This window comes from Pseudomonas sp. Pseusp10, assembly GCF_059492225.1.
The window spans coordinates 2,725,193-2,748,759 of the sequence record NZ_CP168528.1 but is presented as its reverse complement, the minus strand read 5'-3'; the positions used below and the strand labels follow the sequence as shown (position 1 = coordinate 2,748,759).

Below are 23,567 nucleotides of genomic sequence, written 5' to 3'. Positions count from 1 at the left end.
TCGTCATGTCCAGGAACGGTTCTTTCGCCCTGCTGTTTCACACCCTGGTGGTGCTGTTCATGCTCGCACCGCTGATGGTGGTGTGCCTGGTGGCCTTCACTCCGGAGAACACCCTGAGCCTGCCGACCACCGAGTTTTCCCTGCGCTGGTTCCGGGCCGTGTTCGAGCGCGCCGACTTTGTCGATGCCTTCTACAACAGCCTGATTCTGGCGTTCAGCGCGGCCAGTCTGGCGACGCTGATTGCCGTGCCGGCGGCGCTGGCGATCACCCGCTTCGAATTCCCTGGTCGGGACTTTTTCAACGGGCTGTTTCTGTCGCCAATCATCATTCCGCACCTGGTACTGGGTGTGGCGCTGTTGCGTTTGTTTGCGCTGATAGGGGTCAACGGCAGCTTCGCCTGGCTGATCTTCGCTCACGTGTTGGTGATCACGCCGTATGTGCTGCGCCTGGTGCTGGCGTCGGCCATCGGCCTGGATCGCAGCGCCGAACACGCCGCGCAATCCTTGGGTGCCGGGCGTTTCACGCTGTTCCGGCAGATCACTTTGCCGATGATCCTGCCGGGGGTCGCCGGTGGCTGGCTGCTGGCATTCATCAACAGTTTCGACGAAGTCACCCTGTCGATCTTCGTCACCTCGCCGGCCACGCAAACCCTGCCGGTACGCATGTACGTCTACGCCACCGAATCCATCGATCCGATGATGGCGGCGGTGTCGGCGCTGGTCATCGCGCTGACCGCGCTGACCATGATTCTGCTCGACCGGGTCTATGGCCTGGATCGGGTTCTGGTGGGCAAACAATGAGGACGCCATGGCTCTGCTGAAACGACTGGCCGAAGGCGACCGCCCGGTCCTGGACTTTACGCTCGACGGCCAACCGGCCAGCGGCTTGCTCGGCGACACCGTGCTGACTGCGGTGCTGACCTGCAGCGATCACCTGCGCGGCAGCGACTTCAGCGCCGAACCCCGCGCCGGCTTCTGCCTGATGGGCGCCTGCCAGGACTGCTGGGTGCGCCTGGGCGATGGTCGCCGGGTACGTGCGTGCTCGACGTTGCTGGAAGCCGGGCAACACATCAACCGCGAACCGGGGCGATCGATATGAACACCCATTCCAACTGCAGAAACCGAATCCCCTGTGGGAGCGCGCTTGCTCGCGAAAGCGGCCTGCCAGTCAACATCTCAGCTGCATGTGTCGCCGTCTTCGGGAGCAAGCCCGCTCCCACAAAAGCACAGCAGCCGAGGTGCGCATGAAATCCGTCGTCATCATCGGCGCCGGCCCTGCCGGAATTCGCGCGGCGCAAACCCTGGTCGCCCACGGCGTTCCCCCGGTGCTGCTGGACGAAGCTGCACGCGGTGGCGGACAGATTTATCGGCGTCAACCGGCCAACTTCAAGCGTTCGCCAGTCAAGCTGTATGGCTTCGAAGCGCGCAAGGCCAGTGCGTTGCACCAGACCATCGACGAGTTGCGCGAACAGCTCGATTACCGCCCTGAAACCCTGGTGTGGAATGCCGAGGGCGGCGCCCTCGACACCTTGCAGGACGGACGTGCCGCACGACTGGAATTTTCCCGGGTGATCGTCGCCACCGGCGCCACCGACCGGATTTTGCCGGTGCCGGGCTGGACGCTACCCGGGGTCTACAGCCTCGGCGCGGCGCAAATCGCCTTGAAGTTTCAGGGTTGCGCCATCGGCGAGCGCGTGGTGTTCGCCGGCAGTGGCCCGCTGCTGTACCTGGTCGCGTATCAATACGCCAAGGCTGGCGCCAAGGTGGTCGCGGTACTCGACAGCTCCCCCTTCAGCGCCCAGGCTCGCGCCCTGCCCGGCCTGCTTTCGCAACCGGCCACACTGGCCAAAGGTATCTATTACCGTGGCTGGCTGACCGCCCACGGCATCCCGGTGCATCAGGGTGCAACCTTGAAACACATCGAGGGCGAACAACGAGTGCAGGCGCTGATCTGGTCCGACGCAAAGGGCGAACATCGACTGAACTGCGATGCCGTCGCCTTCGCCCACGGCCTGCGCAGCGAAACCCAGCTCGCCGACCTGCTCGGCTGCGAATTTGCCTGGAACCCGCTCAATCGCGCCTGGCTCCCACAACGCGATCGCGCCGGGCGCAGCAGCGTCGCCGAGGTATACCTGGCCGGTGACGGCGCCGGGATCATGGGCGCCGACGCCGCGGAAGTGGCCGGCGAACTCGCCGCATTGGCGTTGCTCGAAGACATCGGCTTCCTGATCCCGACGCAGCGCGCCACACAGCTTGAACAGGTGCTGGAACGCATCGGCGATTTTCGTCAGGGCCTGGAACGCGCCTTCGCCTTTCCCGAGAACTGGGCCGCCGGCATCGCCGATGACGTGATGGTCTGCCGCTGCGAAGAAGTCCGCGCCGGCGATATTCGTGAAGTGGTGCGTGAGGGTCACTGGGAAATAAATCGGGTCAAGGCCCATTGCCGGGTCGGCATGGGCCGCTGTCAGGGGCGGATGTGCGGCGCGGCGGCAGCGGAGATCATCGCCTGCGAAAGCCAGCGCGCTGTGTCCGACATTGGCCGGCTGCGCGCCCAGGCCCCCATCAAGCCGTTGCCCTTTGGCCTGGAGATCGACGCATGATCGAAGTCGACGCAGTGATCATCGGCGGCGGTATTGTCGGTGCTTCGGCGGCGCTGTTTCTCGGCAAGGCCGGGCATCGCGTGGCGCTGCTGGAGCGGGACTTCTGCGGTTCGCATTCCAGCGGCGTCAACTACGGTGGCGTCCGCCGCCAGGGCCGACCGTTGTCACAATTGCCGCTGTCGCAACGTGCCCACGCCATCTGGGCGCAGCTGCCGCAATTGATTGGCATCGACGGCGAATATCAACGCAGCGGCCACCTGAAACTCGCCCGCAGTACAGACGATTTGCGTGCCCTGCAAGACTACGCTGCCAGCAGCCAGGGCTTCGGCCTCGACTTGCAGGTGCTTGACCGCACCGAGCTGCGCAGCCGTTTTCCATGGGTGGGAGACGTCGCGGTGGGCGCCTCGTATTGCCCGGATGACGGTCACGCCAATCCGCGTCTGGTGTCCCCTGCGTTCGCCCGGGCGGCGCGGCGCCACGGTGTGCAGGTACATGAGCAATGCACGGTCACCGCCGTGGAACACGACGGCCAGCGCTTTTGCGTACGCACGCAAAACGGCCTGCGGTTGCACGCCCCCTGGCTGCTGAACTGCGCCGGGGCTTGGGCGGGCAGCATCGCCGCGCAATTCGGCGAACCGGTGCCGATGCATTCCGGGCACCCGGCAATGCTGGTCACCGAACCCCTGCCCTTGGTGATGGATGCCAGCACCGGCGTCGAGGGTGGCGGCATCTACGCGCGACAGGTCGCCCGCGGCAATTGCGTGTTGGGTGGCGGCCAGGGTTTTGCCCTGGACGACGCCCGCGCCCGCCCCGGTCAAGGCGCCGTGCTGGAAATCCTGCGCCAGGCCGTTGAGCTGTATCCGTTTCTTGAAGGTGCCCAGGCGATTCGTACCTGGAGCGGCACCGAGGGTTACCTGCCTGATCGCCAGCCGGTGATCGGCCACAGCCGTACCCAGCCCGGTCTGTTGCATGCGTTCGGCTTTGCCGGCGCCGGTTTCCAGATCGGCCCGGCGGTGGGCCAGGCGCTCACCGAGATCATCTGTAGCGGCGCGTCAAAGACGTCGCTGGATGCGTTTTCCATCACCCGGTTTCACTCCATCTCCGTAGTTTGATAGAGGAAGGTCGCGCCAATGAAAAACCTCAAACGCAACGCACTGCTCGGTTTGTCCTGCTTGAGCGCCCTGCTCACCATCACCCAGGCCCACGCCGAACCGACGCTTTACCTGGGCATGAACGGCGGGACCATGGAGCGGCTTTACGCCGACAAGGTACTGCCGGCCTTCGAGAAGGCCAACAACGTCAAAGTGGTGATCGTGCCCGGGACCTCCGCCGATATCCTGGCCAAGGTCCAGGCCAGCAAGGACAACCCGCAGATGCATGTGATGTTCCTCGACGACGGCATCATGTACCGCGCCATCGCCATGGGCCTGTGCGACAAACTCGAAGACAACCCGGCCCTCGCGCAGATTCCCGCCAAGGGGCGGATCAAGGATGAAGCGGTGGCCGTCAGTCTCGGCGTCACCGGGCTGGCCTACAACACACGCTTGTTCAAGGAGAAAGGCTGGAGCGCGCCGACCTCGTGGATGGACATGGCTGACCCGCGCTTCAAGGACAAACTGGTGTTCCAGTCGATGGCCTCCTCCACCTTCGGCCTGCACGGTTTCCTGATGTTCAACCGGATCCAGGGCGGCAGCGAAACCAACGTCGATCCGGGGTTCAAGGCCTGGCCGAACACAGTTGGGCGCAACGTACTGGAATACATCCCGAGTTCGGCGAAGATTTCCGAAATGCTCCAGACCGACGAGGCGGCGCTGTTTCCGCTGACACCGACCCAGGTCACCGCCCTGAAGCTCAAGGGCATGCCAGTGGAATACGCACAACCGAAGGAAGGCGCCGTGGTGCTCAACGTCGCTGAATGCGCCATCGCCAACAACACGCAACCGCAACTGGCGCAAAAACTCGCCGCGTTCCTGCTCACCCCCGAAGCCCAGGCCGCCGCGCTTGAGGACGGCGACCAGATTCCTTCCAACCCCAATACCCCGACCTCCGAACGAACCCGTGGGCAGGTCGAAGCGATGAAACAATACCTGGAGACCGCAATCGCGGTGGATTGGGATCAGGTCAACGAACAGCGCCCTGCGTGGAATGCACGGTGGAATCGGAGTATCGAGCGATAGGCGACTGACACGACTGCGCTTCACAAACGACGCCCCCTGTAGGAGCGAGCTTGCTCGCGATGGACGTCAACGATAACGCGTGCTGCCTGAGTGCCCGCGCTATCCAGAGTTTTTCGCGAGCAAGCTCGCTCCTACAGGCCCTTCCAAGTGACCGGTCGGAACCGCTCCGACGCGCACTGACACAACTGGAAGCAAATTCCCTGCTCTGGTTACACTATGGCGCCGCAGCTCGGGGAGCATGCCCGCACACCAGAGGTGACATCTCAGTGGCCGTTCGACCGCCCAATCGTTCGCGAATCAAATCGCGCTGGCAATCGTTGCGTCGCCTTCTCGGCAAGGCACCGGCCGCCGGCAGCGCCGAGGCGGGCGAGGTTATCCACGACTACTTTCGCCACCAGGCCCATTCCCGGGGCTACACCCTCAGCCACAGCCAACGACGCGTGATCGACTGCATGGCCCGGCATGCCTGCATGCTGATGGGTGCTTCGACGAAATCCCTTCCCGGCCTTTACCTGCATGGTGCCGTGGGACGCGGCAAGAGCTGGCTGCTCGACGGTTTTTTCCGGGCCGTTCCCGTGGCGCAAAAACAACGCCTGCACTTCCATCAATTTTTCGCCCAACTGCACCAGGGCATGTTCAAGCACCGCGAACAGGCCGACGCCCTGGCGGTCACCCTCGATGAACTGCTCAGGGATTGCCGGGTGCTGTGTTTCGATGAGTTCCATGTACACGACATCGGCGATGCGATGCTCATCACCCGGTTGTTCAAGGCACTGTTCCAGCGTGGCATCCTGTTGCTGGTCACCTCCAACTACCCGCCCGCAGGCCTGTTGCCCAATCCGCTGTACCACGCCCGCTTCAAACCGGTGATCGACTTGATCAATGCGCGCATGCAGGTGATGGAAGTCGGCGGGCCGCACGATTATCGCAGCCAGGTCCGCAGCCACACGCAACAGCTGTTCACCCAAGGCCGTTATGTGTGGCCGGCCAGCGCGCTGCAGCGGCACTCATTGAATCTGCCGGATCGCGGTGCCCCGCCGCTGTCGCTCCCCGTGGGCACCCGACACTTCCAGGCGCGTTTGTGCGATGAGCGCCGCATCGGTTTTACTTTCGCCGACCTGTGCGACCAGCCTGTGGCCGTGATGGATTACCTGGAGCTGTGCCGCCGCTTCGATAGCTGGATCATCGATGACCTGCCGCGGCTCGGTGAATGCTCGATTGCCGCCCAGCAGCGTTTCATCAACCTCATCGACGTGCTCTACGACCAGGACAAGCACCTGACGCTGCTCGGGCAGCACGCCTTGCGCGAAAGCCTGGACGGCGATGCCATTGACCTGGCACGCACCCGCAGTCGATTGGGGCAACTGGTGGAAGTCAGCGAGCCGGCCTGATCGTTGTTTTTTTGTTGTATTGAAGGGCCTCTTCGCGAGCAAGTCGAATCGTCGCACCGCCACTCCCACATTGGATCTGTGCCACGACAAAAATCCAGTATGGGAGCGAGCTTGCTCGCGAAAGCGGCCTGACAGTCGCCACATCTTTCCCGCTATCATGTCGCCCATTTCCAGGGCCACGCGCCCTCCCCTTGGTTAATGGCGAATCTGTTCATGCATACCCTTGCTCAATTGCGTGCCGGCGAGTTGTCGGGCATCACGCGGCTGGATCTGGTCGACGGCCTCACCGAATTCCCTCGGGAGATTTTCGATCTGGCGGACTCGCTGGAAGTGCTCAACCTCAGCGGCAATGCGTTGAGCGCCCTGCCCGAGGACTTGCATCGCCTGACCCGTTTGCGCGTGCTGTTCTGTTCCGATAACCGCTTCACCGAGTTGCCGGCCTGCCTGGGCCAATGCGCCGCTCTGACGATGATCGGCTTCAAGGCCAACCGCATCGCCCAAGTGCCCGCAGCGGCGCTACCACCGCTGCTGCGCTGGCTGATCCTGACCGACAACTGCATCGAGACGCTGCCGAGCGAGTTGGGAGAGCGGCCATACCTGCAAAAGCTCATGCTCGCCGGCAACCGTTTGCACGCGCTGCCGGAGTCGTTGCGTCAGTGTCATCGGCTGGAGCTGATCCGCATCGCCGCCAACCAGTTGACCGGGTTGCCGCAATGGTTGCTGGAATTGCCGAGCCTGACCTGGCTGGCCTATGCCGGTAACCCGCTGGAAACCGAAGCCGATGCCACGGCCCTCGACGCGACACCGCGCATTGACTGGTCGACATTACGCCTGGAGAAAAAACTCGGCGAAGGTGCGTCCGGGGTGATCCATCAGGCTGTTTGGCAACCGGCTGAGCAGCCAACCATGGCCGTTGCGGTGAAGCTCTACAAGGGTGAAATGACCAGCGATGGTTCACCGCTGCACGAGATGAACGCCTGCATCACCGCCGGCCTGCACCCGAACCTGATCCGCGTCGAAGGGCGGATTGTCGATCACCCGCAGCAAACCGCCGGGCTGGTGATGCAACTGATCGCACCGAGTTACCGCAACCTCGCCGCACTGCCGAGCCTGGCGTCGTGCAGCCGCGACATCTACCCCGACGACTTGCGCTTGAGTGCCACGGTGGCGCTACGCATTGCCTCGGGGATTGCCTCGGTGGCCGAGCACCTGCACGGTCATGGCATCACCCACGGCGACCTCTACGGGCACAATATTCTGTGGAATGAACAGGGTGATTGCTTGCTGGGGGACTTTGGCGCGGCGTCGTTCCACGGGATTTCCGACAGCCTTGAAAGCCGTGCCTTGCAGCGGATCGAGGTGCGGGCGTTCGGGGTGTTGTTGGGGGAGTTACTGGCGCGAATCGACTCGGGGTTGAGCGATGAACGGCGTGGAGTGCTGGAAGATCTGGAGCGGCGTTGCTGTCAGCCGCAAGTGCTGGCGCGGCCGGGGTTCAGCGAAGTCCTGCGGCAATTGGAAAGTCTGTGACCGCTATGCGGTCAATCGCGAGCAAGCTCGCTCCCACATTAGACCGCGCCCGATCAGACAACTCGGTCAACTGTGGGAGCGAGCTTGCTCGCGATGACGGTGTCACTGGCGAATCAGATCAACCCGCCAACCCGACAAACATATCCTGCACGTCGTCATGGTTATCGAGGCCTTCGAGGAACGCTTCGACTTCAGCCATCTGCTCATCGCTCAGGCCGCTGACCGGGTTTTTCGGCTGGTAGCCCAGTTTTGCCGACAGCACGGTGAAGCCTTGTTCCGGCAGGGCTTTCTGTACCGCGTCGAGGTCGGTCGGCTCGGTCAGGAACAGGGTTGCACCCTCTTCACCCGGTTCGAAATCCTGCGCACCGGCTTCGATGGCGGCCATTTCCGGGTCGGCGTCCGGGGTGTCCGGCGACGCTTCGATCATGCCGACATGGTTGAAGTCCCAGGCCACCGAACCGGAAGCGCCCAGTTGGCCCTTGCGGAACGCCACGCGGATCTCGGCGACGGTGCGGTTGATGTTGTCGGTCACGCATTCAACGATCAACGGCACCTGATGCGGGGCGAACCCTTCATAGGTCACGCGATGGTATTGCACGGTCTCGCCCAACAGGCCCGCACCCTTCTTGATGGCGCGATCCAGTGTTTCCTTGGGCATCGAAGCTTTCTTGGCCTGTTCAACCACCAGACGCAAATGCGCGTTGGTAGCAATATCGGCACCGTTGCGCGCAGCAATGGTGATTTCCTTCACCAGTTTGCCGAAGATCTTGCCCTTGGCATTGGCTGCCGCTTCTTTGTGTTTAACCTTCCACTGTGCGCCCATTTCTCACTCTCTTATCTGTGGCATCTGTGGCGCCGAGACATCTATTGGCCGACGCATTGCGCAAGTTTATACGGCCTAAAGTTGGCAATCGACCAAAAAATCCCGACTGGCATCGACATCTTCACCAGCGGTTGTAGGGGGATTCTGAAATGCCGCTTTAGCGTGTCCGCAATGCGCCGGGGTTTCGTACGCTTTGCCCCCTATTCAACGGCAGCAGCGTGTTCGATGCACAACGACAAGGAAAGTCCCACCACCCTGACGCTTCTCGATGACGACCTGAGTTTCCAGGTAGTCCGGTTCAGCGGTCATGAAGCACTCAACCAGCCCTATCGATTCGACATCGAGGTTATCGGGCTGGCACCGGCCCTGAACCTCGAACGATTGCTGCACCAGCCGGCGTTCCTCGAATTTGGCCACGACCAAGGCATTCATGGTGTGTTGCACAGCGCCGGCTGTGAACATCGAAGCGCACACCGGGTCGCTTACAAACTGGTGTTGGTGCCCCGTGTCCAGGCGCTGGATCAGCAACGCTGCCGACGGGTTTTCCAGCGCGCCAGCGTGCCCATGATCCTGCGCCAGTTGCTGGAGGAACATGCGCTGCCCGCTGGCAGTTATCGCTTTGAACTGGCAACCGGGCACTATCCCCTGCGACCTTTTTGCATTCAGTACGAAGAAACCGACCTGGCGTTGCTGCAACGGTTGTGCGAGGAAGAAGGCATTCATTATCACTTCGAGCATCAACGCGACGGCCATGTGCTGGTGCTGGCAGATGACAGCCTGAGTTTCCCCCAGGAACCGCTGTGCATGCCGCTGCGCAGCGACGCCCTCGATGAACACCACGAACCGGTGATCAGCGAATTGTTCCAGCGCCATGACGCTCCGCGCTCCCCCGTGCAGCCAAGTGCCAGGAATCCTGGTGCACCGGACATCAGCGACGGCGCAGCCAATCACTCGTTCGCCACTGCGAGACACTTTCCCGCTCGCGAACAACAGCATCGCGACCAGCTCAGCCGTCGCCAACTGGAACGCCTGCGCTGCCGACACCTGCAGATCCACGGTCAAAGTAACCAGGGTGCATTACGCAGTGGCCGGATCGTTCAGGTGGCCGGGCATCCGCTGGCGAATTTCAACGATCAATGGCTGGTCACCGAAATCCGCCATCAGGGGCGTCAGTCATCCATTCTGCTCGACGACGCGCCGGGCATGCCGCCGGGCTACGGCAATCAATTCAGCGCCATCCCTTGGTCGACGGTGTTCAGGCCTGCGCTCAAACAACCCAGACCGAGTATCCCCGGGTATCAGCCCGGCCAGGTGTGCGGCCCGGTCGGGCAACCGGCGGCAGTGGATGAAGATGGCCGGGTTCAGGTGCACCTCTGGCCCGCCACACAATCAGCCGCAGAGGCGTCCGATGGCCTGTGGCTACCGCTGGCGCTGACCACCGCCGAGGACTGGATTGATCCAACCCGCTTGCCCGTGGCTGGCAGCGAAGTACTGGTGATTTTCCTCGACAGTGATCCGGATCGCCCGGTGCTCTGCACGGCCATGGGCCCTCGGCCACAACCTCGCCACCCTCGTCCGCGCGAGCCCCGTGGCGATACCCGCCTGCTGTTCGACTGGCTGCTCAACCGCTCGGACCTTGCGCCCTGATGCTCAACCCTTGTCGGCCTTGCCGGCCGCAGCGGCGAACTTCGCCAGACGCACGTCCAGATGCCGTGGCCGACGCCCGTGATCCTCCGCTCGCTCCTTGCGGCGGATGGCGTTGCGCACCATCAGCGAACCGATGTAGCGAATCGGCTCCGGCGGGAAAAACCCCAGCGGCCCGTTGACCAGCGGCGAGCGGGTCCAGGGGTTGTCCAGGCCCTGGACCATCGACGCCAGAATCTGCCCGCCCATATGGCATGGCCCGACACCGCTGCCGGAGTAGCCGAAACCGTAGAACACATTGCCACTGGCGCTCATCTGCCCGAAAAACGGCAGCCCGGTCACCGAACGATCCGACGGACCATTCCAGGTCGCCTCGACCTTGACGTCGGCAAACGCCGGGAAGAAATCCGTCAGGCTGTTCTGCAACAGACCAGCATAAGGCGAAGGCTGATCGAACACCGGCAGCATGCGTCCGCCATAAGCGAAGGTATTGCCGCCCTTGCCGAGCATGATCCGGCCGTCGGGGGTGTTGTGGTAGTAGTGCACGAAAATCCGCGAATCGAGCACCGTGACACCGCTGGTCAAGCCGATTTCATCGAGCAAATCCGGCCGTGGCTCGGTGATCAGCATGTCGCTGGAAACGATCGCCACGCTGCGTTCGAACTGCGGGAACGCCCGGGCCATCCAGGCGTTCATCGCCAGCACCACGCGGTCAGCGCGAATGGTGCCATTGGGGGTTTGGATGCCCGCCGGCCGGCCCTCTTCCAGCCCGGTCATCGCGGTATTTTCGTGAATCCTCACACCCAATTGCAGGGCGACCCGACGTAGACCACGTACCAGTTTGCCCGGCTGCACACTGGCCGCGGCCGGGGAAAACCAGCCCTCCAGGTGTTTGCTGGAACCGGCCATGCGCTGCACATCGGCCACCGGTCGCTGGGTGAACGAGTTGATGCCGTTGCGCTCCAGCGCGGCGATGACCGCATCGGTCGAGCCGCATTGGGCACGATTGGTGGCAGTGTAGAGCGTACCGTCGAGGCGGTAATCGGCGTCCACCGCATATTGTTCGCAGAAGGCACCGATGGCATGGATGCTGCGCTCGGACTCCTTGACCAGGCGCACCGCCTCTTCGACGCCGAACAAACGCTCAAGGGTGAAATACTTGGCCGACCACGACAATGCACAACCACCATTGCGTCCACTGGCCCCGGCACCGCAGATATCCGCTTCGATCAGCAACACGTCGAGTTCTGGGTTCTGTTCCTTGAGCATGATCGCGGTCCATAACCCGGTGTAACCGCCGCCGACGATGCACACGTCGGCGCGGCTGTCGCCTTCCAGTGGCGGACAGGTTTCGGATGCATCAGCCTTCAAGGCCTGGTCCAGCCAAAAGGGTCTCATGGGTCAATCTCCAGTCAGTGGCCCACACGCCGGCCTGCCGCAGACGCAGCAGGCCGCGAGGGACGGGATTCAGGAACGCAGGGGTTTGACGGTCATCGCTTGATTGGGTACGTAGGCGAAGTGAGTACCCAAACCGCCAGGGCGGCTGTTCCAGTGCGGGATCAACACCAGTGCGGAGAACATTGCGCAGCCGGCGAAGACGATGAACACGGTAACGGTGTCGAAGTAGCCCGGCAGCAGCCCGCCGAGAATCGCCCCGACCGAGCCGCAGCCGTTGACGAACCCGGCCGCCGTCGCCCCGGCCTTGGCGGTGCCGAAGTCGATGGCGGCCGCACCGCTGATCATCGAGTCAGGTCCATAAAGGGTCAGGCCCATGACGAACAGCAATGCCACCACCAGGATCACACTGCCGGTGTGCAAGGCACCCATGAACAGCGCCAAAGACACGGTCAGTGCCAACAGGCTGAGCACACAAGCGGGCATGCGCCGGGCGCCGAACAGTTTGTCCGAGGCCAGGCCGATCATGATCGGCCCGAGCAACCCGGCCAGCTCGAACGAGGTCGGAATGATCGCCGCACCGACCTTGCCCACCGAAGGCATCTGTTCGAAGACGATCACCGGCCCCCACAGCAGGATCGCGTAACGCGCCGGTTTCAGCATGAAGTACGCCAACCCCAGCACCAGCACCGTGCGGTTGCGCAGGATTCCCTTCAGCGGCTCCCAGATGCTTATTTTGCTTTGGGCAAGGGTTTCTTCAGCCGTCAGTTCGGGCTCCGGCTCCACGGCCGGCAAGCCCACGTCTTCCGGTTTGTTGCGTTGGAAAATAAAAAACAGCACGGCGACCAGCCCAACCACCGCCGCACTGGAAACAAACGCCGCATGCCAGGTGCCGATGAGCGTATACGCCCACCACCCGGCAAACGGCGACGCCACGAGACCGCCAAAGGCGTAGCAGGAACTCCATAGGCCCAATACCCGCCCGCGTTGTTCGGAGGGGAAGAAACTGCCGAGGTTCTTGCACAGCCCCGACCAACCGGTGGACTGCGCCAGGCCTTGTATCAGCATGCAGGTAGCGAAAATCGGTAATGTTGCGAAGTTACCCATCACCAGCGCCGCGCCAGCGGAAATCAGCAACCCGCCAAGCACCACCACCCGCGGCCCGAAACGGTCGGCCAGGATGCCCCAGGTGAATTGACCGACGGCGTAAGCCGTCAGGTAGATGGCGTCGAGGTTGGCCATGGCCATTTTGTCGAGCATGAAGGTCGGGTCTTCGGCGATGCCGAGCTTGGCCACCGAGAAGGCTTTGCGGGTGAAGTAGAAAGCGGCGTAGGCGAGCCAGGTGATCGCGAAGATCTGCACGCGCCAACGCTTGATGGTGCCGATGTGCTTGTTCATTGTGGTTCTGACCTCAGGGTGTGAGTGTGCCGGCAGAATTGGAAGAAAACGCCTGTGTTTTTATTGTTGAGCACTGCGAAATCACCTTGTCCCTGTGGGCGATTCCGGTCAGATGAGTCCTGTAGTTGCACGCACAGGCTCATGGCACCCGCTGCTGTTCGATTGACCAGTCACCGGGGCTGAGGTGGATAAAAACAATTACTGATTAATAAGTGAAATCGATTTATCGTATTTCAAAAATAAGCTCAGCTTGTTACTGGAGATTCCCATGTCGGTTTCCCACGCCCAGCTCAAAGCGTTCCACGCCGTGGCGGTCCATGGAAGCTTTACCAAAGCCGCCGAGCGGCTTTTTCTGACGCAACCGGCGATTTCCGACCAGGTGCGCAAACTCGAAGAGCGCTACGGGGTTTTGCTGTTTCACCGCAACAAGCGTTCGGTGCGCCTGACCGATCTGGGTGAGCGCCTGCTGAGCGTTACCCAGCGGCTTTTTGTGATCGAGGCGGAAGCCCAGGAACTGCTGCAGGAGTCCCAGGCCTTGCAGACCGGCAGCCTGATTCTGGCGGTGGATGCACCGGTGCACGTGCTGCCGCAGATCGCGCGGTTCTGCGAACGCTACCCCGGGATCAGCGTGAAGATCGAAACCGGCAACACCGATGAGTCGCTGTTTCGACTGTTCAACTATCAGGCCGACCTGGCGTTGCTCGGCCGTGACGTCAGCGATGAACGGCTGATCTCCCTGCCCCTGCGTAACGACCCGATGGTGGCGTTCGTGTCGCGCAATCATCCGTGGGCCGACCGCGAATCCATTACCCTTGCGGACCTCGACGACACGCCACTGGTGTTGCGGGAAATCGGTTCGGTGACGCGCCAGACCCTGGAGGAAGAAATGGCCGGCGCCGGGTTTCGGATTCGTCCGGCGATACAGGTCGAAGGCCGGGAAGCGGCGCGTGAGGCGGTGGTGGTGGGAATTGGCGTTGGCGTGGTGTCCGCCGCCGAGTTCGGTGCGGACTCCAGGGTGTGCGCGTTACCGATTACCGACTGCAAACGACGATTGACCGAGACGCTGGTGTGCTTGCGCGAGCAGAGTTCGCGGCGGCTGGTGGCGACCTTTCTGCAGATGGTGCGCGAGAGTCTTGCGTAGGCAGGTCCGGCCTCATCGCGAGCAAGCTCGCTCCCACAGGGATTTATGCTTCTCGCCGATTTTGTGTACGACACAGAACACTGTGGGAGCGGGCTTGCTCGCGAATGCAGGCGACTCGGTCTACCTGACAGGCGCCAGCCCCAAAAACGCCTGAATCAACCGCAAATCCCGCCGCCGCTCCATGCAACCGATCATGTGCCGATTCACCAACCCCTCGCCAATGATCGGTACTGCCGCCACCCGCGGGTCATGGCTGACCTCCACCGACGACACCACCCCGACCCCCAGTTCGGCGGCCACCGCCTCGGTCACCGCTTCGCGGCTGTCCAGTTCCAGCAGCACCCGTGGATTGACCTTGGCCTGGGCGCAAGCCTCGTCGAAGGTGCGCCGGGTAATCGAACTCGGCTCGCGCAGCACCATGATCACCTGATCCAGCTCCCTGAGCTGTACGCCTTTGGCCTTCTGCGCCCAAGGATGCCCGTCGGGCACCAGCGCACAAATCCGTGATTCGCTCAGCGCCTGCAGATGCAAGCCCTTGCGCGGCTCGACTTCGGTCAGGACCGCCACGTCGGCATGTTCGGACAGCAGCGCCGCCAGGGTTTCCTGGGCGTTGCCCAGGCGCAGGTTCACCGTGATCCCCGGATAGCGCGCGCGCAGACTGGCGAGCATCGGCATGACCATGTGCGGACCGTCCGCCGCCACCTCCAGGCGCCCGGTCAGCAACTGTCGGTTGGCTTCAAGCATCACCTGTGCCTCTTCGGCCAGACCGAACATCGCCCGGGTGATGGCCGCGAGTTTGGTGCCCTCCTCCGTCAGTTCCACCCGTCGGGCGGTGCGACGCAACAAGGTGATCTGGTAGTGCTCCTCCAGGGCCTTGATGTGCCCGGTGACCGCCGGCTGGCTGATGAACAGCCGCGCCGCCGCCCGGGTAAAGCTGCCTTCCCGGGCCACGGCATCGAAGGCGCGGAGCTGAAACAGGTTCATGAATAACTCTCACTGATGGCTGGCATAACAACAAACAATTTGATTGATAACTCGGCAAATTGCAATTTAGGCCACGTAGCTTCATCCCATCGATTGCGAGGACACGAGAATGAGTACTGCCGCACCCATCCTGCTCACCCCCGGCCCGTTGACCACTTCGCCCCGCACCCGTCAGGCGATGATGATCGACTGGGGTTCATGGGATGACCGCTTCAATCAACTGACCGCCAGCCTCTGCGAGCAACTGCTGGCGATCATCAACGGCGCCGCCACTCACCACTGCGTGCCCCTGCAAGGCAGCGGCACCTTCGCGGTCGAGGCGGCGATCGGCACCCTGGTGCCTCGGGACGGCAAGGTTCTGGTACTGATCAACGGCGCCTACGGCAAACGCCTGGCAAAAATCTGTGAAGTGCTGGGCCGCGCCTTCAGCACCTTCGAAACCGCCGAAGACGAACCGACCACCGCCGCCGACGTCGACCGTCTGCTGCGTGCAGATAACGGCATCACCCACGTCGCCCTGATTCACTGTGAAACCAGCACCGGCATCCTCAATCCGCTGCCAGAAATCGCTGACGTCATTGCACAACACGGCAAACGCCTGATCATCGACGCCATGAGCTCGTTCGGCGCGCTGCCGGTGGACGCGCAACAGGTGCCCTTCGATGCACTGATCGCCGCCTCGGGCAAATGCCTGGAAGGCGTGCCAGGCATGGGCTTTGTCTTCGCCCGCAAAGAATCCCTGGCCAGCGCCGCCGGCAACTCGCATTCGCTGGCGATGGACTTGCAGGACCAGCACGCTTACATGGCCAAGACCGGCCAGTGGCGCTTCACCCCGCCGACCCATGTGGTCGCGGCGCTGCATGAAGCCCTGCTGCAGTACAACGAAGAAGGCGGCTTGCCGGCCCGGCACGAACGTTACGCCGCCAACTGTCAGGCACTGATGGAGGAGATGGGCAAACTCGGGCTGCGCAGCTTCCTGCCCGCGGCCATTCAGGCACCGATCATCGCCACCTTCCATGCCCCGAAAGATCCGCGCTACCAGTTCAAGGAGTTCTACGAGCGGGTCAAGGCCAAGGGTTACATCCTCTACCCCGGCAAACTGACCCAGGTCGAAACCTTCCGCGTCGGCTGCATCGGTCATGTCCAGCCAGCCGAAATGCGCGAAGCCGTAGCGGCGATCGCTGAAGTACTGCGCGAGATGGAAGTCCTCGACATCTAGATCACACCGCATTCCCCTGTAGGAGCGAGCTTGCTCGCGATGAGGCCCGGTCAGTCGACACACCTGTTGAATGAAAGACCATCGCGAGCAAGCTCGCTCCTACAGTAAAGCTGCTCTTCAATAGCCAGTTATTACAGGATTCAGATCACCATGAACTACACCAACCCAACCAAACTGCAAGCCGCCATCCTCGACTGGGCCGGCACCGTGGTCGACTTCGGCTCCTTCGCCCCGACGCAGATTTTCGTCGAGGCCTTCGCCGAGTTCGACGTCCAGGTGTCCATCGAAGAAGCCCGTGGCCCGATGGGCATGGGCAAGTGGGACCACATCCGCACCTTGTGCGATCAGCCGGAAGTTGCCGAGCGTTATCGCAAAGTGTTCGGCCGCACGCCGACCGACGATGACGTCACCGCGATCTACCAGCGCTTCATGCCCCTGCAGATCGAAAAAATCGCCGAACACTCGGCGCTGATTCCGGGGGCGCTGGAGACCATTGCCAACCTGCGCCAGCAAGGGATCAGGATTGGCTCCTGCTCCGGTTACCCGAAACAGGTCATGGACAAAGTGGTCGAACTGGCCGCCACCAACGGCTACGTCGCCGATCACGTGGTCGCCACCGACGAAGTCCCAAATGGCCGCCCATGGCCGGCCCAGGCGCTGGCCAACGTCATCGCCCTGGGCATCGACGATGTCGCCGCGTGCGTGAAGATCGATGACACTGTGCCGGGCATTCTCGAAGGTCGCCGCGCCGGCATGTGGACCGTGGCTTTGATCTGCTCGGGCAACGCCCTGGGCCTGGACTACGAAGGTTATCGCGCGCTGGGCAGCGACCAACTGGACAGCGAACGCAAGCGCATCCACGCCATGTTCGAAGGTTCGCGCCCGCACTACATGATCGACACCATCACCGATCTGCCGGAAGTGATCGCCGACATCAACAAGCGTCTGGCCAAAGGCGAAATGCCGCAATCGAGCTAAAAAACGCAACTCCCCCCCCTGTAGGAGCGAGCTTGCTCGCGATGGTGTGTCAGTCGACATCAACGTATCTGACACTCCATCGCGAGCAAGCTCGCTCCTACAGGTTTTTCTGTCCAGGATATGAACGAGGGCATTCAGCGACCAATCGCCTCAGGCAAACCCGGTGAAACAGGATTACAGTTAAAGCACACCGTCGGACAAGAACGGTGGCTTTAAACCGGACCTCTGAGGAACACCGTATGCCGTGGAAAAATTCCGCCTCGCGCTACAGCACCGTATCGATCGCGCTGCATTGGTTGATGCTGGTCCTGCTGGTGCTGGTTTACGCCTGTATCGAGTTTCGCGGGCTCTTTCCCAAGGGCAGTGGCGGGCGCACGCTGATCGTCGAATCGCACTTCATGCTCGGCCTGACCGTATTCGTTCTGGTCTGGCTGCGATTGTTCGCACGCAGTCTAGGCCCGGCGCCGGAGGTCTTCCCGGCCTCGCCGCACTGGCAAACGACACTGGCCAGGCTGATGCACTGGGCGCTGTACATTTTCATGATCGCCACGCCGATTCTCGGGTGGCTGGTCGTCAGCGCCAAAGGCAATCAGGTGATGTTCTATGGTTTCGACCTGCCGATGCTGATAGCGGAAAACAAGGACCTGGCCAAACAACTCCAGGACTGGCACGAGCTCGGCGGCACTATCGGCTATTGGCTGATCGGCCTGCATGCCGCGGCCGCGCTGTATCACCACTATGTGGTGGGCGATAACACCTTGCTGCGGATGATGCCCAAGAGCGTGAACCGCGATACCTGAGGCCACTGGCAAAACCTGTGGGAGCGAGCCTGCTCGCGATAGCGGAGTGTCAGGCGAATCATCATTGCCTGACGGATCGCCATCGCGAGCAGGCTCGCTCCCACATGAGATTGCGTGTGTGCTTCAGATTTGTGGACTGAACCCCCGCCACCCCTGCAAGCCGCCGGTGTGGATGAAGATCAGTCGCGTACCTTGGGCGAATCGGCCCGCTTCGACTTGCTGCTTGAGTGCCAGCAGCGCTTTGCCCGTATACAGCGGTTCCAGGGGGATGCCGCTGGCCTGCCCGGTCTTTTCGATGAAGTCGAGCAGCAGCGGATCAACCTTGGCAAACCCGCCGCGACTGGCCTCAAACAATTCATACACCGGATTTGACACGCCCGCTTGCCCCACGATCATCTCGACCTGCTGCGCCACGCCATGATCGTCAGGCACCGCCAACGCCCCGTAAACCGGATGATCACCGGCTTCGGCCAGCACCAGCCCCGCGAGGGTCGTGCCGGTGCCGCAGGCCAGCCACCAGCCGTCGTAATCACTCCAGCCCAATCCAGCCAGTTGCGCACCAACCTGCGCCCGCAACTGCATGCACCCTCGTGCGCCGGGTAATCCGCCTCCACCTTCAGGCACCGGATGCAACGTCGGATACTGCGTTTGCCAGGGCTGCCAAAAACCCGCTTCATGTCGCGCCCGATAGCCGCCGTAACCCAGCCAGTGCAACTGCATGCCGAACGCCTGCAAATCCCTCACCGTTGGCGTTTCCTGAGGATGCCCGCGCAACAGGCCGACGGTGGAAAAGCCGAAACGCTTGCCCGCCGCCGCCAACGCGTGGAGGTGATTGGAGTGCGCCCCACCGAGACTGATGATGCCTTCGGCACCAATGCGCTCGGCGGTCTTCAGGTGCTCGATGAGCTTGAACCATTTGTTGCCGCTGATCAGCGGGTCGATCTTGTCCAGACGCAGGATGGCGACTTCGATGCCGGCGTGAGCAAGCCAGTCGAGATCAAGGCGTTCGAGAGGGGCCTGGGGTAGCCAGGTGTCGGGAGGGAGAAGCATCAATGCCGGCTCTAGGTGAAGAGCCGGCATCTTAACAGCCATGCGGACGCTATCGCGGGTAAGTCGAATCGTCGCACCGCCGCTCCCGCAGTGGATTTGTGTCGCTCACAGAACTCATGAACAACGCAATAACTGTGGGAGCGAGCTCGCTCGCGATGGCCATTGGTACGCTGAACCTGCTATTACAACTGCGCAGCCAACCGCGACCCCTGATTGATCGCCCGCTTGGCATCCAGCTCCGCCGCGACGTCCGCGCCGCCGATCAGATGCACGTTCTGCCCCGCTGCCACCAGGCTTTCATGCAATTCACGCAGCGGATCCTGCCCGGCGCAAATCACGATGTTGTCCACCGGCAGCACCTGCGGTTCGCCGGTTTCACCGATGCGGATGTGCAGGCCTTCGTCGTCGATCTTCAGGTATTCAACGCTGTTGAGCATCTGTACCTGCTTGTTCTTCAGACCCGTGCGATGAATCCAGCCGGTGGTCTTGCCCAGGCCGTCGCCGACCTTGGACTTCTTGCGTTGCAGCAGGAACACCTCTCGGGCCGGCGCATGGGGCGCAGCCTTGATACCGGCAACACCACCGCGTGCCTCAAGGTGCGTATCGATGCCCCATTCCCTCCAGAACGCGGTGCGATCCTGACTGGTAGCCACGCCTTCATGAACGAGGAACTCGGAAACGTCGAAACCGATACCACCGGCACCAATCACCGCGACACGCTTGCCGACCGGTTTACGCCCCAGGATCACATCCAGGTAGCTCAACACCTTGGCGTTTTCCACTCCCGGAATCGCCGGCACGCGCGGCGCAATACCGGTGGCCAGGATGATCTCGTCGTAGCCGCCCTCGAGCAGCGAGGCCACGTCAACGCGGGTGTTCAGGCACACCTCGACGTTGGTGGTCTGCAACTTGCGGTTGAAGTAGCGAATGGTCTCAAAGAACTCTTCCTTGCCCGGAACGCGCTTGGCGATGTTGAACTGACCGCCGATTTCGCTGGCCGAATCGAACAGCGTCACCTGATGGCCACGCTCGGCGGCCACGGTCGCGGCGGACAAACCGGCAGGGCCGGCACCGACCACGGCGATTTTCTTCAGTTGCTGCACCGGCAGGTAATTGAGTTCGGTTTCGTGGCAGGCACGCGGGTTGACCAGGCAACTGGTCAACTTGCCGCCAAAGGTGTGATCAAGGCAGGCCTGGTTGCAGCCGATGCAGGTGTTGATTTCATCGGCGCGACCTTCAGCGGCCTTGTTGACGAAATCCGGGTCGGCGAGGAACGGCCGCGCCATGGACACCATGTCGGCATCGCCCTCGGCGAGAATCTGCTCGGCGACTTCCGGGGTGTTGATACGGTTGGTGGTGATCAACGGAATATTGACCGAGCCCCGCAGCTTGGCCGTGACCTTGCTGAACGCCGCACGCGGCACTTTGGTGGCGATGGTCGGAATTCGCGCTTCGTGCCAGCCGATACCGGTGTTGATGATGGTCGCGCCGGCCTGCTCGATGGCCTTGGCCAGTTGCACGATTTCTTCCCAGGTGCTGCCACCTTCGACCAGGTCGAGCATCGACAGACGGAAGATGATGATGAAATTCGGGCCAACTGCATCACGCACGCGACGAACGATTTCCACTGGCAGGCGCATGCGGTTTTCGTAGCTGCCGCCCCAGCGGTCGGTACGGTGGTTGGTGTGGGCGGCGAGGAACTGGTTAATGAAATAACCTTCGGAGCCCATGATTTCCACACCGTCGTACTCGGCGGTTTGTGCCAGTACCGAGCAGGTGACGAAATCGCTGATCTGCTTCTCGATGCCTTCCTCGTCCAGTTCCTTGGGCTTGAACGGGTTGATCGGCGCCTGTATCGCACTGGGCGCGACCTGTTTCGGGCTGTAGGCATAACGACCGGCATGGAGGATCTGCATGCAGATTTTACCGCCTGCGTCATGCACGGCACGGGTGACGATACGGTGCTTGAACGCCTCTTCTTCGGTCGTCAGCTTGGCCGCACCGGAATACACGCCGCCCTCGTCATTCGGGCCGATACCGCCGGTGACCATCAGGCCGACACCGCCACGGGCACGTTCGGCGAAGTACGCCGCCATGCGTTCGAAGCCACCCGGCTTTTCTTCAAGACCGGTGTGCATCGACCCCATCAGGGTGCGATTGCGCAGCGTGGTGAAACCCAGGTCCAGCGGAGCCAACAGGTGCGGGTATTGAGCGGCGGTCATCGGTAACTCCACATCGAGCGATCACGGAAAGTGCAGGAGCTCTACGGCCCCCATCAGTCATGTTCGACAGACTAAGAGTCGCGACGCTGTCGCTCAATGACTGTAACTGACAACTTAATGATCGAAATGAGCAGCTACAATTCGACACTAAAACGACCTTCCGGTGCAGGTCCGGGTTGAAACCTGCTCCAGGAAGGTCGCACCTTTCGGACTTTGGACAAGCCCGCAAGGTTTACGCGCAGAACCGGCTTAGCATGCGCCTGCTACCGTCTGCTGAGGTGCAACGTAGTCGTCCTGTTGCTTCGCTCGCTGAGTCAGCGCCAGCATCATCAGGAACCCGAGCACAATCAGTACCGGATAAGCCATCAACAGTTCGGAAAGGGAGTACTTCCAGGCCAAAGGGCGCCCGACACCCAGCATGGCGGCATACATCCAGGACACTGCCGACAACGAGCCGCAGGCTAACGCCAATATCCGTGCACTGAATCCGAGATTGAGCAACGAACCTGCCTTTTGCAGGGCTGGCAGTACCAGGCGATGCAACAAGACGCCGTTGTAACTCAATAACGCGACAATAATGACTTTGGCTTGAAGCTTTGGATTCATGAAGTATTCGACACCTTTATCCAGGTAATCGATACCGACGACAGCGACACCCGTTACCCACAGAGCTATCAGCGCAACGATGACAGACTTCTGAAGGCTTTCCATGTGAGCATTATCATGCTCAGTGAATACCTTTCGCCTTAACAGGTCTTTAACCATAGCGACATCACTGGTCAACACCAAACCAATGGCTACACAACACGCCACTAAATGAACGTAAATAACACCCAGACGTAAAAACTCCAGGAATTGTTTATTTTCCAGCAGGCTCATGATTGTATTTATCGCCACAGTATTTTCTCCACCTTATTCGACAGTACAGATCGACTAACTGACAGGATTTTTAATTATTAAAACCCTGTGCGACCTTACTTCTAAAAGATAAGCCAAATCATGGACTCGGCACTGTTAACCTCATTGATTCGCCTGGCAAATCAATGACCGGCTTGTTTATCCCCTCCCTGAATTTCAGATAAAAACCCCATTTGCACTCACTGCATTTGAGATTCAACTTCCACTTCTTTTTTTGCGATTGCTGGGGCAGGTCATGGCTGACGTGCTTGGGAATCAGAGGCCACAGACGCTGCAATGTTCACTTTCCGAGCAAGCCACCGACAAACGGTGCGTAACGCAAGTGCACATGAAGCGACGGTAATGAGTCAACTTTCACGCTATGCCACACCACAACTGGCCTGCTTGACTACATGCACTTTTACAACTGCATATTGGATCCACTAGTTGTTATACATCCGACAACACGCACAATAGCGAGCGACTCTCATCCAGAGCAAAGTCTCACTGCGGATTCCACCGCAATCCGCCCCCCCTTTCAGGCAGGCAACAACGCAGGATTAATTGAAACAATCAGGGTGCGAACCAGGTTACTTGATCGTCAGCGAATGGAAGTTTGGGTCGCGGATCAAACTGGAATACGAGGACCTGTGTCATATTCAAAACCCGAAGTAAACAAATGCCGTAGCTGCCGCCATACCCCATGCGGCCAACGCCATGACTGTTGAATTGTACGGTAATCGGGATTCGCTCAATCGCTGCAAGCCGGGCTTCGAAAAACCGGTCTGGTCATAACGGCAATCCATGATTGCCCGGTAGGTATATCGGAGGCCGACTAACAGAAGCAGGGTAATCAGGCCGAGGACAAGTCCACGCCTGATAGGCGGTTTAACCAATGGCGCAAGGTGATTCTGTGCACAGGCAACGCTATAGACTTGCGCAACCGTGATTAGTTGATAGTCCGTCGAAGACCGCTTCTGGCCATTCTGGATCGCCGCCAGTTGCTCCAGATCCAACACCTGATACTTCCAGAGCGTTGACGAACCTTTGCGGCAGAAGGTAAACGCAGCAGGACTTGAGACGGCGATAATAAAAGCGTCGTTGATGTCCAGTTTTTTCAGCGTTTCCGTGGCTGACCTGGTGAAGTCCAGGTCGAAGACCGAAGTAACCCCGGTAGCAGAAGCCGCGACCGCAACCAAAAGGCTGCTCAAGACGCAGATGGCTGAAATGTTCAAGGCAGGGTTTCCTTTTTCCATTGTTTCTTTGATTTCGCAGTTCGGTTCCAACCTGCTTTGATGAGTTCCAGTACGCTGCTGGCACCC

Annotated in this window: 20 protein-coding genes; 12 read left to right on the top strand and 8 right to left on the bottom strand. The window is 61.1% G+C overall.

Annotation, left to right across the window (positions count from 1 at the left end; translation table 11 throughout):
• Positions 1-5: 5 nt before the first annotated feature.
• The 7 genes from ACEN8Z_RS12375 to ACEN8Z_RS12345 all read left to right on the top strand — a co-directional run bounded on the left by ACEN8Z_RS12375 (position 6) and on the right by ACEN8Z_RS12345 (position 7,694).
• On the top strand, positions 6-800 hold the full coding sequence (locus ACEN8Z_RS12375) for an ABC transporter permease (protein WP_007999512.1): 795 nt from the start codon (positions 6-8) through the stop codon (positions 798-800).
• 7 nt (positions 801-807) lie between these two features.
• Positions 808-1,098, top strand: coding sequence for a (2Fe-2S)-binding protein (locus ACEN8Z_RS12370; RefSeq protein ID WP_095966538.1), 291 nt, complete (start codon positions 808-810; stop codon positions 1,096-1,098).
• Positions 1,099-1,243: 145 nt separating this feature from the next.
• Positions 1,244-2,599 (top strand): FAD/NAD(P)-dependent oxidoreductase, encoded by a 1,356-nt coding sequence (locus tag ACEN8Z_RS12365; protein WP_495597831.1) that lies wholly within the window; start codon positions 1,244-1,246, stop codon positions 2,597-2,599.
• Positions 2,596-3,711: an NAD(P)/FAD-dependent oxidoreductase gene (locus tag ACEN8Z_RS12360; protein WP_495597830.1), complete on the top strand. Its 1,116-nt coding sequence runs from the start codon at positions 2,596-2,598 to the stop codon at positions 3,709-3,711. Before ACEN8Z_RS12365 ends, ACEN8Z_RS12360 begins: the two co-directional genes overlap by 4 nt.
• Before the next feature lie 18 nt (positions 3,712-3,729).
• Positions 3,730-4,776: an ABC transporter substrate-binding protein gene (locus ACEN8Z_RS12355; protein ID WP_495597829.1), complete on the top strand. Its 1,047-nt coding sequence runs from the start codon at positions 3,730-3,732 to the stop codon at positions 4,774-4,776.
• A gap of 266 nt (positions 4,777-5,042) precedes the next feature.
• Positions 5,043-6,167, top strand: a complete 1,125-nt coding sequence (zapE, locus tag ACEN8Z_RS12350; RefSeq protein ID WP_495597828.1) for a cell division protein ZapE — start codon at positions 5,043-5,045, stop codon at positions 6,165-6,167.
• Between the two features lie 213 nt (positions 6,168-6,380).
• Positions 6,381-7,694, top strand: coding sequence for a leucine-rich repeat-containing protein kinase family protein (locus ACEN8Z_RS12345; protein ID WP_495597827.1), 1,314 nt, complete (start codon positions 6,381-6,383; stop codon positions 7,692-7,694).
• Between the two features lie 118 nt (positions 7,695-7,812).
• Here ACEN8Z_RS12345 and ACEN8Z_RS12340 read toward each other — a convergent pair whose 3' ends face one another.
• Positions 7,813-8,517 carry a YebC/PmpR family DNA-binding transcriptional regulator gene (locus tag ACEN8Z_RS12340; protein WP_008051121.1) on the bottom strand — a complete coding sequence of 235 codons (705 nt, stop codon included), beginning with the start codon at positions 8,515-8,517 and terminating at the stop codon, positions 7,813-7,815.
• Between the two features lie 225 nt (positions 8,518-8,742).
• Here ACEN8Z_RS12340 and ACEN8Z_RS12335 point away from each other — a divergent pair, with 225 nt between their 5' ends.
• Entirely contained in the window at positions 8,743-10,164 is a 1,422-nt protein-coding gene (locus ACEN8Z_RS12335) for a type VI secretion system Vgr family protein (protein ID WP_495597826.1), read from the top strand.
• Between the two features lie 3 nt (positions 10,165-10,167).
• Here the strand turns inward: ACEN8Z_RS12335 and ACEN8Z_RS12330 are convergent, their stop codons facing one another.
• Positions 10,168-11,559, bottom strand: a complete 1,392-nt coding sequence (locus ACEN8Z_RS12330) for an FAD-dependent oxidoreductase (RefSeq protein WP_108230182.1) — start codon at positions 11,557-11,559, stop codon at positions 10,168-10,170.
• 69 nt (positions 11,560-11,628) lie between these two features.
• Complete coding sequence (locus ACEN8Z_RS12325) at positions 11,629-12,954, bottom strand: MFS transporter (protein WP_495597825.1); 1,326 nt, start codon at positions 12,952-12,954, stop codon at positions 11,629-11,631.
• 268 nt (positions 12,955-13,222) lie between these two features.
• Between ACEN8Z_RS12325 and ACEN8Z_RS12320 the strand changes: the two genes are divergently transcribed.
• On the top strand, positions 13,223-14,095 hold the full coding sequence (locus tag ACEN8Z_RS12320; RefSeq protein WP_007989132.1) for a LysR family transcriptional regulator: 873 nt from the start codon (positions 13,223-13,225) through the stop codon (positions 14,093-14,095).
• A 120-nt stretch (positions 14,096-14,215) separates the two neighbouring features.
• On the opposite strand, the gene ACEN8Z_RS12315 is transcribed toward ACEN8Z_RS12320, so the two are convergent.
• Complete coding sequence (locus tag ACEN8Z_RS12315; protein WP_495597824.1) at positions 14,216-15,079, bottom strand: LysR substrate-binding domain-containing protein; 864 nt, start codon at positions 15,077-15,079, stop codon at positions 14,216-14,218.
• A 109-nt stretch (positions 15,080-15,188) separates the two neighbouring features.
• On the opposite strand from ACEN8Z_RS12315, the gene ACEN8Z_RS12310 reads away from it, so the two are divergent.
• The 3 genes from ACEN8Z_RS12310 (at position 15,189) to ACEN8Z_RS12300 (ending at position 18,076) form a co-directional block, all read left to right on the top strand.
• Complete coding sequence (locus ACEN8Z_RS12310) at positions 15,189-16,298, top strand: 2-aminoethylphosphonate--pyruvate transaminase (protein WP_007999485.1); 1,110 nt, start codon at positions 15,189-15,191, stop codon at positions 16,296-16,298.
• 150 nt (positions 16,299-16,448) lie between these two features.
• Complete coding sequence (gene phnX, locus ACEN8Z_RS12305) at positions 16,449-17,276, top strand: phosphonoacetaldehyde hydrolase (protein WP_495597823.1); 828 nt, start codon at positions 16,449-16,451, stop codon at positions 17,274-17,276.
• Positions 17,277-17,515: 239 nt separating this feature from the next.
• Positions 17,516-18,076: a cytochrome b gene (locus ACEN8Z_RS12300; RefSeq protein WP_495597822.1), complete on the top strand. Its 561-nt coding sequence runs from the start codon at positions 17,516-17,518 to the stop codon at positions 18,074-18,076.
• Positions 18,077-18,199: 123 nt separating this feature from the next.
• Here the strand turns inward: ACEN8Z_RS12300 and ACEN8Z_RS12295 are convergent, their stop codons facing one another.
• The 4 genes from ACEN8Z_RS12295 to ACEN8Z_RS12280 form a co-directional block, all read right to left on the bottom strand.
• Positions 18,200-19,126, bottom strand: coding sequence for a 1-aminocyclopropane-1-carboxylate deaminase/D-cysteine desulfhydrase (locus ACEN8Z_RS12295; RefSeq protein ID WP_495597821.1), 927 nt, complete (start codon positions 19,124-19,126; stop codon positions 18,200-18,202).
• 182 nt (positions 19,127-19,308) lie between these two features.
• Positions 19,309-21,348: a 2,4-dienoyl-CoA reductase FMN-binding domain-containing protein gene (locus ACEN8Z_RS12290; protein ID WP_495597820.1), complete on the bottom strand. Its 2,040-nt coding sequence runs from the start codon at positions 21,346-21,348 to the stop codon at positions 19,309-19,311.
• A 249-nt stretch (positions 21,349-21,597) separates the two neighbouring features.
• Complete coding sequence (locus tag ACEN8Z_RS12285) at positions 21,598-22,245, bottom strand: hypothetical protein (protein WP_495597819.1); 648 nt, start codon at positions 22,243-22,245, stop codon at positions 21,598-21,600.
• A gap of 659 nt (positions 22,246-22,904) precedes the next feature.
• The gene (locus ACEN8Z_RS12280) at positions 22,905-23,480 is read right to left on the bottom strand and encodes a hypothetical protein (RefSeq protein WP_495597818.1); all 576 of its coding nucleotides are present in this window, start codon (positions 23,478-23,480) and stop codon (positions 22,905-22,907) included.
• Positions 23,481-23,567 lie beyond the last annotated feature (87 nt).